Here is a 14,671-nt window from a genome sequence, read left to right as displayed (position 1 = left end):
CGTCGAAGAAACGATGCAGGTCGTGCGAGCGGTCAGGCCCAGCCGCCGTCGACGATCACGTCCTGCGCGGTGATCATCCGGCTGTCGTCGGCCGCGAGAAACAGCGCCATCCGCGCGAGGTCGGCGGGCAGCAGTTCGGCGTCGATGCACTGGCCGGCCTTGATCGCCGCGCGGCCCGCGTCGTCGAGCCACAGCCGGCGCTGCTTGTCGGTCATCACCCAGCCGGGCACCAGCGAATTCACGCGGATGCCGAACGGGCCGAGATCGCGCGCGAGGCCGCGCGTCAGGCCCTGCACGGCCGCCTTCGCCATCACGTAGACGGGATAGCCGCCGTTCTTCAGCATCCAGCTGATCGAGCCGAGATTGATGATCGCGCCGCCGCCCTGGCGCTTCATGTCGTCGATCACCGCCTGCGCGGCGAAGAACTGGTGGCGCAGGTTCACCGCGATGCCCGCGTCGAACGACGCGGGCGTCACGTCGCCGATCGCATGGCGTGCGTCGTTCGCCGCGTTGTTCACGAGCACCGCGATCGCGCCGATGCGCGCGCGGATCGCGTCGATCGCGCCGCGCAGCGCGTCGACGTCGGTCAGGTCGCAGGACAGGAACAGCGGCGCATGACGCACGTGCGCGAGGCGTTCGGCCAGCGCGGCGCCGGCCGCCGCGTCGAGGTCGACGAACGCGACGCGCGCGCCCTGTTCGACGAAGTGCTCGACGAACGACGCGCCGATGCCGGTCGCGCCGCCCGTGATCAGCACCGCGCGATCCTCGAGGCTCGGGTAGCGCGCGAAGCGCGCGTCGCTCGCCGCCGTGTGCGTGCCCTGCACTGATGTGTCGATGGTCATGCGGATCGTCTCCGTGGATTCGTCAGTCGCGTACGCCGCGATTCTTCAGCTGGTCGAGCAGCACGGCCGCGAGCAGGATCGCGCCGCGCACCAGGTACTGGTAGAACGCGTCGATGTTCAGCAGGTTCATCACGTTCTCGACGGTGCCCATGATCAGCACGCCGATCACGACGCCCGAGATGGTCGCGCGGCCGCCCATCAGCGACACGCCGCCGAGCACGCACGCGGAGATCACGTTCAGCTCGAAGCCTTGCGCGGCGTTCGGCTGGCCCGACGTGATGCGCGACGCGAGGATCACGCCCGCGAGCGCGGTCACCGCGCCCTGGATCAGGAAAATGTATACGCGCGTGCGTTCGACGTTGATCCCCGCGAGCCGCGATGCTTCCGGGTTGCCGCCGATCGCGAGCGTGTTGCGGCCATAGACGGTCTGGTTCAGCAGCACGCCGAACCCGATGAAGCACAGCAGCGTGACCCAGATCGGCAGCGACACGCCGAACATCGACAGCCCGCCGAGCGCGATGAACGTATCCGACGACACGCCGACCGCCTGCCCCTTCGACACGATGAAGCCGAGCCCGCGCACGATTTCCATCGTCGCGAGCGTGGTGATCAGCGCGTTGATCCGCAGGTACGCGATCACCGCGCCGTTCACGAAGCCGATCGCGGCGCCGGCCGCGACCGCGGCGACGATCGCGACGAACGTGTTGTCGGTCGCGTTCAGCACCATCGCGCACAGCACGCCCGAGAACGCGACGGTCGAGCCAATCGACAGGTCGAAGTCGCGCGACGCGAGACAGAACATCATCGTGCACGCGACCATGCCGATCTGCGAGATCGACAGCGCGAGGCCGAGCATGTTGTCGATCGAGAAGAAGTGATCGACGGTCAGCGACATCGTAATGAACATCACCGCGAAGATCGCGATCAGGCTGTATTCGGTCAGATGCTGCCACCACTTCTGGCGGTCGCTCTGCTGTGGCACCAGCGCGTCGGCCGACGGCTTCACGGCGGCGCTGGCAAGGTTTTCGTTGGCTTGCATGATGTGTCTCCTGCTCCTGCATCGCGCGGCCCGCGCCGCGCGTGTTCGATTCGAATGTCCCGGGCTTGTCCGGACGTAGCCGGCCGCGTCAGGCCGCCTCGACCGCGCTCGTCTGCGGCAGCGCGAGGTTCAGCACCGCGTGCTCGTTCGCCTCGGCGCGCGGCAGCTCGCCGGCGATCCGGCCTTCGCGCATCACGACGATGCGGTCGGACACGCCGAGCACTTCCGGCAGTTCCGACGACACCATCACGATCGCGCAGCCGCGCTCCGCGAGCCGGTAGATCACGTCGTAGATCTCGTGCTTCGCGCCGACGTCGATCCCGCGCGTCGGCTCGTCGAGGATCACGACCTTCAGGTCGGGCTCCGCGAGCCAGCGCGACAGGATCGCCTTCTGCTGGTTGCCGCCCGACAGGAAGCGGATCTTCTGCCGCCGGTTCGGCGTCTTGATCTTCAGCCGCTGGATGAAGCGATCGGCCGTTTCGCTTTCGGTCTTGCCGTTGATGAAGAGCCCCGCGCGCAGCGAATGGCGGCGGCAGCTGATGTTGATGTTCTCCGCGACCGACGCGATCGCGATGATCCCTTCTTCCTTGCGGTCCTCGGGGCACAGCACGATGCCGTGGCGGATCGCGTCGCCGGTGCGCTTCACGTCGATGCGCTTGCCGTCGAGCGTCAGCACGCCCGCGCGCCGGCGGTCCGCGCCGTACACGAGCCGCATCAGCTCGCTGCGGCCCGCGCCGACGAGCCCGAAGAAGCCGACGATCTCGCCCGCGCGCACCGAGAAGCTGGCGGGTTCGCGCAATGCCGGGCCGTCGACGCCTTCGGCGGAGAACCGCACGTCGCCGAGCGCGCGCGGCGCGTAATGGTAGATGTCCGCGATCTCGCGCCCGACCATTTCGGCGACGAGCCGCTCGCGCGGCACGTCGGCCAGCGCTTCGTGCGACGCGATCTTGCGCCCGTCGCGAAAGATCGTGCATGCATCGCACAGCCGGTAGATCTCGTCCATCCGGTGCGAGATGTAGATCAGCGCGCGGCCTTGCGCGCGCAGATCGTCGACCAGCTTGAACAGCACTTCCGTCTCGCGATGCGACAGCGAGCTCGTCGGTTCGTCGAGCGCGATCACGCGCGCATTGCGCATCAGCGCCTTGCAGATCTCGACCATCTGCCGCTGCGCGATCGACAGCCGCCCGAGCCGCGCGTCGGGATCGAGGTCCACGCCCATCTCGGCGAGCCGCTCGCGCACGTAACGCTTCGCCTCGCGCTTCCTGACCCAGCCGAACGCATTCGGCAGGCGGCCGAGCAACAGGTTCTCCGCGACCGTCAGGTCGGGCACGTACTGCAACTCCTGGTGAATCACCGCGATGCCGGCCGCGATCGACGCGGCCGCATTCGCGAACTGCACGGGCTGGCCGTCGACCAGCACGCTGCCCGCATCGGGCTGGTATTCGCCGCCGAGAATCTTCAACAGCGTCGACTTGCCCGCGCCGTTCTCGCCCATCAGGCCATGCACCTCCCCTGCATGCACGTCGAACGAAATGCCGTCGAGTGCGCGCACGCCGGGAAATACCTTGCCGATATTGTCAAAACGCAGTGCCGCTGACACGTCGTCTCCCCACTTCCAGATCCATCGACCGCCGGCCGCCGCGTCGCGCGGCAGCCGGCGGGCCGCTTACTTCGACGCGAGCCCCATCTCCTCGCGCACCTTCGACACGTTGTCGCGCGTCGCGAGCATGCCCGTCGTCAGCGTCAACGGCGGCGGCGCCTTGCCCTGCGTGATCCACGTGTACATCAGGTCCGAGGTTTCCTCGCCGTGGCGCTTCGGGCTGATGATCACGGTGCCGTAGAAGCCCGTCGGCTGCGGCTTCTTGAACTCGTTCAACGCCGAATCGGAACCGCCGATGCCGATGCCGATCATGTTGTCGGCCTTGAAGCCGCGCCCTTCGGCCGCGCGCACCGCGCCGAGCACGGCCTCGTCGTTCAGGCCGTACGCGACCCAGTGCTTGAACTGCGGGTTCTTCGTGAGCGCGATGTTCGCCGCGTTGAACGCGTTCTCGGTGTCGGTCTTCGCCTGCGGCGCCGCGACCACGTTCGCCTTCGGGAAGCCGGCGGCGACCAGCGCGTCGGTCGCGCCGCTCGTGCGGTCGTGCGCGGTCGGCAGCTGCTCGTAGGTGATGTCGATCGCGCCGACGTCCTTCATGTCCCAGCCGCGCTTCTTGATCTCGGCCGCGATGCCGTCGCCGACCTGCTTGCCGATGTTGTACGCGGAAATCCCCATGTGCGGCACCGACTCGATCGGCTTGCCCGCGCCGTCGACGAGGCGGTCGTCGACCGTCATCATCTTCAGGTTGTGCGACTTCGCCTTCGCGACGATGCCCGGCCCGAGCTTCACGTCGGGCGTGCAGATGATGAAGCCTTGCGCCTTCTGCGCGGACAGGTTGTCGATCGCGCTCATCACCTTCTCGCCAGACGGCGCGCCGATCTTCACGAGCGTGAAGCCCTTCTGCTTCGCGGCGATCTCGGCGAATTTCCACTCGTCCTGGAACCACGGCTCTTCCGGCTGCTTCACGAGGAAGCCGATTTTGACCGGGTCGGCCGCGTGCGCGACCGGGCTGCCCATCACCACCGCGGCCGCGGCGGCCAGCGTTACGAACGTTCTGCGTTTCATCTCCAGTGTCTCCTTGTTTTCATCGAACAGGATGCAGCCGCTTGTTGGTTTCGACGCAGCGTGCGCGCGGCCGTCGCACGTGCGGTCTTTCGAATCGTTACGTCACTTGTGTCAGTCGTGATACAGCGCCGCGCGCCCGCCGTCGACGGTGATGCACGCGGCATTGATGAACGGCGCCTCGTCGGACGCGAGAAACACGGCCGTCATCGCGACCTCCTCCGGTGTCCCGATCCGCTTCATCGGCTGCAGCGCGAGCGTCTCGGCACGCGCGGCGGCCGGATCGGGCTGCGCGTCCCACCAGTCGCGCGTCAGTTGCGTCTCGATGTAGCCCGGCGCGATCGCGTTCACGCGTACGTTGCGCGCCGCGTATTCGATACCGAGCGCACGCGTGAGGCCGAGCACGCCGTGCTTCGCGACGGGGTATGGAAAGCAGCCCGGGATGATCCTGAATGCATGCGTCGACGCGATGTTCACGATGCTGCCGCGGCCGCGCTCGACCATGCCCTCCAGCGCCGCGCGGCAGCCGTGCCACACGCCGTCGAGATCGACCGCGAAGCAGCGGCGCCAGTCGTCGTCGGTCATCGTCAGCGGATCGGCGAACACGTTGATGCCCGCGTTGTTCACGAGCACGTCGAGCGGGCCGAACGCGGCTTCCGTCTGCGCGAGCGCATCGCGCACCGCCTGCTGCCGCGCGACGTCGGCGTGCAGCGGCAGCACGCGCGCGCCGTCGCATTCACGTGCAATCGCGGCGGCCGTGTGCCGCGCCTGCGGAAAGTCGAGATCGACGAGCGCGACGGCCGCGCCTTCGCGCACGAACGCACGCGCGATCGCGGCGCCGATGCCGCGGCCCGCGCCCGTCACCATCGCAACCTTGCCCGCGAGGCGGCCCATCATGCGGCTCCGCCGCGTGCGGCGCGCAAGCCGGCCTGGAACGCGCGCGCATTCGCCGCGGTCGTGTCCGCCGACTGGCCGGGGCGGTACAGCGCCGAGCCGAGCCCGAAGCCGTTCGCGCCGGCGTCGAGGAACGGCTGCATGTTGTCCGGCGAAATTCCGCCGACCGGAATCAGCGGCACCGCGCGGTCGATCACCGCGCGCCACGCCTTCACGACGATCACGCCGAGCTGCTCGGCCGGGAACATCTTCAGCACGTCGGCGCCATGCGTCAGCGCCGCGAACGCTTCGGTCGGCGTCGCGACGCCCGGCGCGCTCGCCAGCCCGCGCTCGCGTGCGCGGCGGATCACGGCCGCGTCGCCGTGCGGCATCACGATCAGCGCGCCGCCCGCGTCCTGCACGCGGTCGACGTACTCGGCGCGCAGCACGGTGCCCGCGCCGACGATCATGTCGTCGGGCAGCGCACGGCGCAGCGCCGCGATGCTGTCGAACGGCTCCGGCGAGTTGAGCGGCACCTCGACGATCCGGAAGCCGGCTTCGTACAGCGCACGGCCATGGTCGGCCGCCTCGGCGGGCGTGATGCCGCGCATGATCGCGATCAGCGGACACGCGTCGAACGCACGCATCAATGCGGCGTGGGGCGTGTACGGTGCGGGCAATGTCAGGTCGGACGGCATCGGCAATTCCTCTTCAAGCAGTTCACTGGTCGGCACAGACGGGCTCGCCGTCCGCGCGTACGAGCCCGGCGCGCGACGCGATCCGCCACAGGCCGCGCTCGGTCGCATGCGGGACGACACGCGCACGCGCATGACCGAATACCCGGAGCGCATCGACGTAGCGCGAACACAAACCGTCGTCGCCGATCAGCAGCAGCGGCTGGTCCGCGAGCGCGATGCCGCGCTCCGCGAGCATCGCGTCGAGCGCGTTGAGCTCATGGCCGATCAGCAGGCCGGACAGGTAGTCACCCTGCGCATCGGGGGCGAGCCGGTCGGTCAGTCCCAGCGTGCGCGTGCTGAAAATCGTCGCGAGCAGGCCCGTGCGCTGCGCGCCGCGTGCGACCGCCACGCCGCGCAGGAACGCCGCGCGATCGGGCGATTCGCCCGCGCGCATCGTGCGGCCGAGGATCGTGTGATCGCGCAGCACCGCGAACAGCTCGCCCGTCATGAAGGTCTGGAAGCGTTCGATCAGCCCGTCCTTCACCCACGCCCATTTCGCATGCGTGCCCGGCAGGCCGATCAGTACCCCTGAACGATCGGCGCCAAGCATCGGATCGCTCGCGAGCGCGCCGACGATCTGCGTTTCTTCGCCGCGCATCACGTCGGGCAATTCGCCCGTCGCGATCACGCCCGGCACGATCGAGACCGTCGCGCCGCGCGCCGTCGTGACCGTGATGAGGCCCGCGACGAGCGCGTCGGCGCCGGCCGGCACCGCGACGTACGGCGCCTCGCGCCAGCCCTGCGCGCTGCCGACCATCCCGGCGGCGAGCACCGGCAGGCCGGGCGTACGGTCGAGCCAGTCGCCGCACGCTTCCTCGAACACCGCGTCGAACCCGCGCGCGCCGCCGCCGGGCACGTGCATCACGCCGGCCGCCCGGCTGCGCGTATCGATCGGCACGCCGTGCGCGTCGTACAGATACGCGCGCAGCGACGTGGTGCCCCAGTCGAGCGCGATCAGCGACGGGGACGCGGAACTGGCATCCGGAACGGGCCGGGTCGAAGTCGTCATCGTTTGATCCTGCGGGTACCCTGCGGCGGGCTCCAGCCCAGTTCCGCGGAAATGGCTCGCGCTTCGCGCTGCACGAGCGGAATCAGTTCGTCCATGCGGTCGTGCGGCATGTACGGAATCGTGCTCGCGACCGACACCGCCGCGACGATCGCACCCGACGCGTCGCGGATCGGCGCGGCCACGCAGCGGATCGATGCCTCGTTTTCCTCGAGATCGAACGTATAGCCGCCGGCCGCGTAATGGGCCATGCGCTGCAGGAACGCGCTCGTCTCGGGCCGGTTGTCGGGCTTGAAGTTGACGCCGGCCAGCGCGCGCCGCGCGGCTTCGAACAGCGAGCGCCACAGATCGGGATCGAGGTCGAGCATCATCGCCTTGCCGATGCCGGTCGACGCGAGCGGCATCCGGTGGCCGACGCGCGAGCGCATCTCCAGGCCGCGCGTGCCGGGAATCTTGTCGATGTACAGCACGTCGTCGCCGTCGCGCACGCCGAGATGGATCGTGTCGAGCGTCGCTTCCGCGAGCGCTTCCAGATGCGGGCGCGCCACCGCGGTCAGCGGCATCTGCTCGAGCGCGATCGTGCCGAGCTCGATCAGCTTCGGGCCGAGCAGGTAGCCGCCCTGCACCTGGCGCAGATAGCGCGCCTGCACGAGGCTGCTGACGAGACGGTGCGTCGTGCTGCGCGTCGTGCCGAGCGCGGCGCCGATCGCACGCATGTCGCGCGCGCCGTTCGCGATCGCCTCGAGGATCGCGAGGCCGCGCAGCAGCGTCTGCGTGCCGGCCTGCTGCGCGGCGAGGTCGAGCGGCGTGCTGGTCGCGCCGATGCTGTCGGTCAGCGACGTATCGGCCGGCATCGCGCGCCGGGCGTCGAGGGCAAGGGAGTCTGGCATCTTGGTCATGGAACGGGGCGTCTTCAACGGAATCGGTGAAGCCGCTCGCGCGGCGCCGGAACGGCGTCCGGTGCGGCGGCGTGGCGGCGGTCGATGCACCGAGTAAGGCGCCCGGCGAACTTCATGGAAGGTGTCTCCGTGTGCGACGGGCGCCGCGCGATGCGTGGGTCCGAAGCTGTCGATGTGCTTCGGATTGTAGGAGCGCACGCACTCGTCTCCAATATTTGAATGCGTTGTCCAGATAATGAGAATTCATGCGGGGTCGGCGGCGGGCTCGATGCCCCTGGCCGCGCCATGCGCGCGGGGGCGGGACCTGCCGTGCCGCAGGTTCCGCCCCCGTTTGTTCACGCCGTCCCGCGCTTACTGCTGACTCGTGCTGCGCGCCTGCATGTAGCGCTGTACGTCGGCGAACGACACGCGTCCGCTGCCGCCCGCGTCGATCTGCCGGAAGTGGTTCGCGACATAGCCGAGGCCGGCCGCGCGCGCCTGCGACTCGGTGATCGAACCCGTGTTCTGCGTGTCGGCCGCGCTGAACTGCCGCGCGAGCTTGCGCACCACCTGCGCATGCAACGCGGCGCCGGTGGTCTGCGTGCCGGCGGTCGCATGGCGCGCGGCCGGCGGCACGTACGGATCGCCGAGCTGCGCCTGGCGCGCACGCGCCGGCGCGGCGGCGGCGTCGCTCGCCTGCGCGAACGCGGAAACGGATGCGGCGGCGCCGACGCATGCGAGCGCCGCGGCAACGACGATGAAACGATTCTTCATGTCAGGCTCCAGTCTGGAATGAGGTCGTCGACTGCCGGCGAGCGGCGCCGACGAGGACGCCTGTCGCCGGCCTCGCGCAATCAATGCGCGGCCGCGTTGTAGAAGGTCACGAGGTCGGCTTTCTCCTGCGGGCGCGACGTATCGTCGAGATAGACCATGTGCCCGCCCTGATAGTCCCGGATCGTCAGGTTCGGTTGCGTGCCGAGCCGCGCGAGGTCGAGCTCGGTCTGGTAGAACGGCGTCGCGATGTCGTGATACCCGTTCAGCGACAGCACCTTCAGCGCCGGGTTCAGCGTCAGCGCCGCGGCCAGATCGGGGATCGTGTCGGGCATCGCGAGGCCGTCGTGCGTCCAGTCCCACGTGTTGATCGCATTGCTGCTCACCGAGTAGGCCGACTGCGCGGTGTACTTCAGTTCGTTCGGCAGATAGCTGCCGATCGTGTCGGTGAACGGCTTCGTGATGAACGAGCTGGACGGATCGCCGTCGGCCGCGAGCGGGCTCGACACGGGCACGTTCACGCGTGCGTCGTAGCGGCCGATCAGCGTGCCCGGCACCAGCGACAGCTGGAAGCTGTTGTCGAAGAAGGTCGGGACCACGTTGAAGTCCGCATTCCACAACGCCTGCTTCACGCCGGTCGAATTCGCCATCGTCGTGACGAGACTCGGCGGCGGCGGCGTGTGGCTCGCCAGGTACGCGTTCACGGCGGGCGCGTAGCTGCCGGCCGTCAGCAGCCGCATCTGGTCCGCATACTGCGGCAGGTTCGACGGATTCGGGTTGTCGAGCTGGTAATACGCGCCGACCGTGCCGTACGACGGCACGAAGCCGGCGCAGCTCACCGGGCTCGCGCCGTTGTTCGAGTTGCCGACATAGTCGCTCGCCATGTCGCAGTTCGTGTTGTAGTTCAGGATCGACGACTGCAGCACGATGCCGTCGAGCTTCACGCCGGCCGTCTCGAGCAGGTTCGCGAGCACGTCGGTGCGCGGCGTCCCGTACGACTCGCCGAACAGGTACTTCGGCGAATCGTTGCGCTGGTTCACGCTCAGGTAGCGCGTCACGAAATCGCGGAACGCGCCGGCGTCCTGGTCGACGCCCCAGAACGTCTGGTTCGTGTTCGGCGCGACCGCTTCCGAGAAGCCGGTGCCGATCGCATCGACGAACACGAGGTCGGTCGTGTCGAGCAGGGTTTCCTGGTTGTCGACGAACGGGAACGTCGACGTGTTCGCATTCGGGTCGCCGGTCTGGATCCGGCGCGGGCCGAACGAGCCGAGGTGCAGCCACACCGAGGCCGAGCCGGGGCCGCCGTTGTACAGGAACGTGACGGGCCGCTTCGCCGCGGACTGGTTGTCGGCCGTGTACGCGACGTAGAAGAACGATGCCTCGGGCGCGCCCGTCTGCGGATTGCGCGCGACGAGGTGGCCGGCCGTGGCCGTGTACCGGATCGTCTTGCCGTTCAGCGTGATCTGATGGTGCGTGACGGCGGCCTTTTCGACCGCGGCGGAGGCGTCGAGCGACGCGTTGGCGCTCGACGAATAACTGTTTGGATCGTTGTACGCGCGGTCGACCTGACCGGCGGGGTCGGCTGAATTGGCGGCGCTCGCTGCAGACGGCGACGTCACGTCGTCATTGCAGGCCGTCAGAATCAGCGAAGAACACACCACCCCCAACAACAGCTTCGCTTTGCTCGCTGGCATCGTTGCGTTCCTTCCCGGATGTTTTTTATGTCGAGCAGCCGGATAAGCCGCCCCCCGCCTCGATTGCGGCCGATGAGCCGAGGCGCCGGCCAATATACGCGAGCCCGCCGGCTTTGAAAAATTTGGAAATATTCGGCGCGCAACCGGTGCAGCGCACACCTTTCAGGAATGCTTCGATTCGCGAAACGTTGCATTTCACGTCGCTTTCATCGACTTTCGCGTTTACTGGCGACGACTAAAAAAGCACCGGTTTCGTGCGATGTCGACCAACAAAATCGCGCAGTCATCGGTATTGCTCGGCAAAGCGAAATAGACGGATTCGTCTAAAGGATACGGCCCGAAATGGTGTGGACACGCATGCGCTGCAGCGCACCAATCGCGCCTTTGCGACAGAAAGGACAATGCAGCGGCGCTGACGCGCCGCTTACTCGGATTGCGGCAGCTCGGCCGCGCCCATCCGCCGTGCGATGACCGCCGCCCGCTGCGCCTGGTAGGCCGAGCCGCGATGCGCATCGAACCAGCGTGGCTTCGGCAGCATCACCGCGAGGCGGGCCGACTGCCACGCACCGAGCCGGCTCGCGGGAATCCTGTAGTAATAGCGTGCGGCCGCTTCCGCGCCGTACACGCCGCGTCCCCATTCGACCGAATTCAGGTAAATCTCGAAGATGCGCTCCTTGTCGAGCACCGTTTCGAGCATCCACGTGATGATCAGCTCCTGCCCCTTGCGGATGTAGCTCTTCTCGCGCGACAGGAACAGGTTGCGTGCGAGCTGCTGTGTAATCGTCGAGCCGCCCGCGACGATCCTGCCGCGCGCCTTGTTCTTCTCCCACGCCTGCAGGATCGCGTCGACGTCATAGCCGTTGTTGGTCGCGAAGGTCGAATCTTCGGACGCGATCAGCGCGCGCTTCAGGTTGCGCGAGATCTGGTCGTACGGCACCCACTGGTGCCGGATCTGCGCGGGCGGCGTGTCGCGCGACAGCCACCACGCGTCGGTGCGCATGAACGCGGTCGAGCCCGGGTTCACGAACGACCACAGCGCGATCTGCGCGAGATAGAACAACTGCGTCGCGAGCCACGCGAGCGCGAACACCGATCCCGCGTAGACGATCCAGCGCGCGACGCTCACCGTCCGCGTGCGCTGCGTGCCGCTCACCGCCACCACGTGCCGCGCTCCGTTCAGTTCGCCGCGAGCGCCTGGCGCAGCGCGGCCAGCACCGGTGCGCCATCCGGCCGCACGCCGCGCCAGATAAAGAACGATTCGGCCGCCTGTTCGACCAGCATCCCGAGCCCGTCGGCCGTGCGCGCGCCGAGCGACGCCGCATGCTGCATGAACACGGTCGGCTGCGCGCCGTACATCATGTCGTACGCGAGCGTGCCGGCGCCGAACGCGGCCGCGTCGCATTCCGGCAGCGCGGCATCGAGGCTGCCGGCCGTCGCATTGATCACCACGTCGTACGGTTCGGCCCGCACGACGCCGGGGCCGCCGCCCGCGAGCGTGCAGCCCGCATCGTGCGCGGCCTGCATGAACTGGCCGACGAGCGCTTCGGCCTTGCTCGCGGTGCGGTTCACGATTTCGATCGACAGCGGTCCGCGGTCGAGCAGCGGCAGCACGACGCCACGCGCGGCGCCGCCCGCGCCGAGCAGCAGGATGCGCGCCCCCGCGAGCGACACGCCGAGATTCGCTTCGATGTCGCGCACGAGGCCGACGCCGTCGGTGTTGTCGCCGTGGAGGCGGCCGTCCGCATCGATGCGCAGCGTGTTCACCGCGCCTGCCGCCGCCGCGCGCGGCGACAGCGTGTCGGCGAGCGCATGCGCGTCGAGCTTGAACGGCACCGTCACGTTCGCGCCGCGCCCGCCTTCGGCGACGAACGCGCGCACGGCGGCCTCGAACCCGTCGATCGGCGCGAGCCGGTGCGCGTACTCGATCGGCTCGCCGGTCTGCGCGGCGAACTGCGCATGGATGAACGGCGACTTGCTGTGCGCCACCGGGTTGCCGAACACGACATAGCGGTCCGTGCCGCTCGTCGACGCAACTGCGTTCATGATGCGCGTCCCTCTTCGCCGTCGTTGCCGCTCGCGGCTTCGCCGCCCTCTGCCGCCGCGTCGCCCGACTCGGCCAGCGCCTCGGCCTCGGTTTGCGCCGACGCGTCTTGCGCGTCGACCAGCGTGTCGTCGCCGCCTTCGACATCATCCTCTTCGTCGGCCGCGTCGCCGCTCGTCACGGTCGGCGCGTCGAGCACGTTCAAGAGGCGCACCGACGCCTCGATCGTCAGCTCGTCGAGCGACATCACGTCGAGCAGCACGCGCGTGCCGCGCGCATGCACGCCGAGCCCCGGCACGTGCAGCAGCAGCGGGATTTCCTCGAGGCGCACGAGATCGCCCTTCACGACGCTCGCGACGACCTGCTTCTTCTGTTCCTGCTTGAGCCAGCGCAGGCACCAGAAATATTCCATCCGGCGCTGGTAGTCGGCATAGGCCGTGTACGTATCGTCGAAACCCTGCACGACCGCGTAGAGATCGGCGTCCTTCGGCTTGAACGGCGCGGCGAGCTTCGCGGTGACGCCGTGCTGCACGCACGCGAGCAATTGCCACTGGTTCACGAGGTCGACGTAGCGGCGCAGCGGCGACGTGCTCCACGCGTACTGCGCGACGCCGAGGCCTTCGTGCGGCGCGGCTGTCGTCTGCATCCGCGTGCGCTTCGGGCCCGGCGCGCCGAAGCCGCGCTGCGACCGGTAGATGCCCGGCACCGTGTGGTCGTGCAGGAACGCGCCCCAGGTCGAGTTCGCGAGGATCGCGAGCTCCGACACGATCAGGTCGAGCGGCGAGCCGCGGCGGCGCGGCGTGATCGTCACGTGCTCGCCTTCGACGTAGAAGTTGTAGTCGGTGTTGCGCTGCACCTCGCGCTTCAGGCCGTAGCCCGCGCGCGCGACCTGGCGCTTCTCGAACAGCGCCTGCGCGAGCGGCCACAGCACGGCGATGTCATCCTTGTGCGGGTAGTCGCCGGTGCCGGCCGCGAGCGTCTCTTCGTTGACGAGCTCGTCGAGCGTGTTGTGGCGCAGGTTGTTCTTCACGAACACGAGTTCGGCGCGGGTCTCGTTCGCGACGATGTCCTGCGTCTCGCGGTTGACGATGATGTACAGCGACAGCGCCGGCCGGTAATCGCCCTCTTTGAGCGTGAACACGTCGACGACGTCGTCCGGCAGCATCGTGATCTTGTCGCCCGGCATGTAAACGGTCGACAGGCGCGCGCGCGCGATCGCGTCGACCGGATCGCCGCGCACGATGCCGAGCGCCGGCGCCGCGATGTGCACGCCGATCCGCACCCGGCCGTCGGACAGGTGCTCGACCGAGAACGCGTCGTCGATTTCGGTCGTCGTGATGTCGTCGATCGAGAACGCCTCGACGTTCGCGCGCGGCAGGTCGTCCGGCAGCGGGCCGACCGTGACGGGCGGAAAGCCGGTGCCGTGCGGGAAGAATTCCGCGAGGAAGCGCGCTTCGTGCAGCGCACGCGGCGACTCGATGCCGCCGCAGTCGAGCATCAGCCGCGCCGGCGACACGCCGCGCGCGCCGGCCGCCGCTTCCATCGCCTTGTACTCGATCGAATTCTTGTCCGGCCGCGTCAGCAGCCCGAGCACCTTGCCCGCGAACGCTTCCGGCAGCTTGCCGGCCTTCAGCTCCTCTTCATACTGCGCCTGCACGAGCGCCTGCTGGCGCTTGCGCTCGAGCGACGCGAGCGCCATCTTGAGCTGCTCTTCCGGCGCGCGCTGGTACTGGCCGCGCCCCTTGCGGCGGAAATAGACGGGCGAGCCGTGCAGCCGCAGCACCAGCGCCGCGCGCTCGACCGGGCCGTACGTCGCGCCGAAGTATTCGGCGGCCAGCGCCGTATACGCGAACTCGTCGGCTGGCGCGCATTCCCACAGGAAGTCCAGATCGATCTGCTGCGCGGCCGTGTCGGCCTCCTGCATCAGTTCGCCTGCAGCCGGCTTGTCGAATTCGATCAGCACGTCTTTCGCGCGCACCTTCGCGCGCCGCCCGCCGGGCAACTCGACCTGAAACGCGTCGCCCTGGCGCGACAGCACGCTGCCCGCCTTGAAACTGCCCGATTCCTCGAAGAAAACGTTCACTCAGTACTCTCGTTCAGACTGCCGGGCGCCGCGTCGGCGGCGCCGCAT

Annotated in this window: 13 protein-coding genes; all 13 read right to left on the bottom strand. The window is 68.6% G+C overall.

Annotated elements, in window-relative coordinates; all coding sequences use genetic code 11:
- Positions 1–32: 32 nt before the first annotated feature.
- Positions 33–842, bottom strand: coding sequence for an SDR family NAD(P)-dependent oxidoreductase (locus tag CFB81_RS02775; protein WP_089434526.1), 810 nt, complete (start codon positions 840–842; stop codon positions 33–35).
- 22 nt (positions 843–864) lie between these two features.
- On the bottom strand, positions 865–1,881 hold the full coding sequence (gene araH / locus CFB81_RS02770; RefSeq protein WP_089434525.1) for an L-arabinose ABC transporter permease AraH: 1,017 nt from the start codon (positions 1,879–1,881) through the stop codon (positions 865–867).
- A gap of 88 nt (positions 1,882–1,969) precedes the next feature.
- A complete protein-coding gene (gene araG, locus CFB81_RS02765; protein WP_069616786.1) occupies positions 1,970–3,481 on the bottom strand; it encodes an L-arabinose ABC transporter ATP-binding protein AraG in 1,512 nt (503 codons plus the stop codon).
- 66 nt (positions 3,482–3,547) lie between these two features.
- Positions 3,548–4,543 (bottom strand): arabinose ABC transporter substrate-binding protein, encoded by a 996-nt coding sequence (locus CFB81_RS02760; protein ID WP_069616787.1) that lies wholly within the window; start codon positions 4,541–4,543, stop codon positions 3,548–3,550.
- Positions 4,544–4,654: 111 nt separating this feature from the next.
- Complete coding sequence (locus tag CFB81_RS02755; protein ID WP_089435309.1) at positions 4,655–5,434, bottom strand: SDR family oxidoreductase; 780 nt, start codon at positions 5,432–5,434, stop codon at positions 4,655–4,657.
- Positions 5,434–6,111 (bottom strand): 2-dehydro-3-deoxy-6-phosphogalactonate aldolase, encoded by a 678-nt coding sequence (locus CFB81_RS02750; RefSeq protein ID WP_069616789.1) that lies wholly within the window; start codon positions 6,109–6,111, stop codon positions 5,434–5,436. The genes CFB81_RS02755 and CFB81_RS02750 overlap by 1 nt, the downstream gene beginning before the upstream one ends.
- A 22-nt stretch (positions 6,112–6,133) precedes the next feature.
- Positions 6,134–7,159 (bottom strand): 2-dehydro-3-deoxygalactonokinase, encoded by a 1,026-nt coding sequence (locus tag CFB81_RS02745; RefSeq protein WP_089434524.1) that lies wholly within the window; start codon positions 7,157–7,159, stop codon positions 6,134–6,136.
- The gene (locus CFB81_RS02740) at positions 7,156–8,055 is read right to left on the bottom strand and encodes an IclR family transcriptional regulator (RefSeq protein ID WP_011694140.1); all 900 of its coding nucleotides are present in this window, start codon (positions 8,053–8,055) and stop codon (positions 7,156–7,158) included. The genes CFB81_RS02745 and CFB81_RS02740 overlap by 4 nt, the downstream gene beginning before the upstream one ends.
- A 351-nt stretch (positions 8,056–8,406) precedes the next feature.
- A complete protein-coding gene (locus CFB81_RS02730; RefSeq protein WP_050013859.1) occupies positions 8,407–8,808 on the bottom strand; it encodes an EF-hand domain-containing protein in 402 nt (133 codons plus the stop codon).
- Between the two features lie 80 nt (positions 8,809–8,888).
- Positions 8,889–10,499 carry a S10 family peptidase gene (locus CFB81_RS02725; protein WP_089434523.1) on the bottom strand — a complete coding sequence of 537 codons (1,611 nt, stop codon included), beginning with the start codon at positions 10,497–10,499 and terminating at the stop codon, positions 8,889–8,891.
- Between the two features lie 424 nt (positions 10,500–10,923).
- Positions 10,924–11,661 carry a monofunctional biosynthetic peptidoglycan transglycosylase gene (gene mtgA / locus CFB81_RS02720; RefSeq protein WP_069616792.1) on the bottom strand — a complete coding sequence of 246 codons (738 nt, stop codon included), beginning with the start codon at positions 11,659–11,661 and terminating at the stop codon, positions 10,924–10,926.
- 14 nt (positions 11,662–11,675) lie between these two features.
- Positions 11,676–12,542: a shikimate dehydrogenase gene (gene aroE, locus CFB81_RS02715; protein WP_069616793.1), complete on the bottom strand. Its 867-nt coding sequence runs from the start codon at positions 12,540–12,542 to the stop codon at positions 11,676–11,678.
- On the bottom strand, positions 12,539–14,623 hold the full coding sequence (locus CFB81_RS02710; protein WP_069616794.1) for an RNB domain-containing ribonuclease: 2,085 nt from the start codon (positions 14,621–14,623) through the stop codon (positions 12,539–12,541). The genes aroE and CFB81_RS02710 overlap by 4 nt, the downstream gene beginning before the upstream one ends.
- Positions 14,624–14,671: the final 48 nt, after the last annotated feature.

Origin of the sequence: Burkholderia sp. AU28863 (assembly GCF_002223195.1) — a bacterium.
Lineage (GTDB): Bacteria > Pseudomonadota > Gammaproteobacteria > Burkholderiales > Burkholderiaceae > Burkholderia > Burkholderia sola.
Note: the sequence above shows the minus strand (reverse complement) of the source record. Positions and strands in the feature narration are given on the sequence as shown.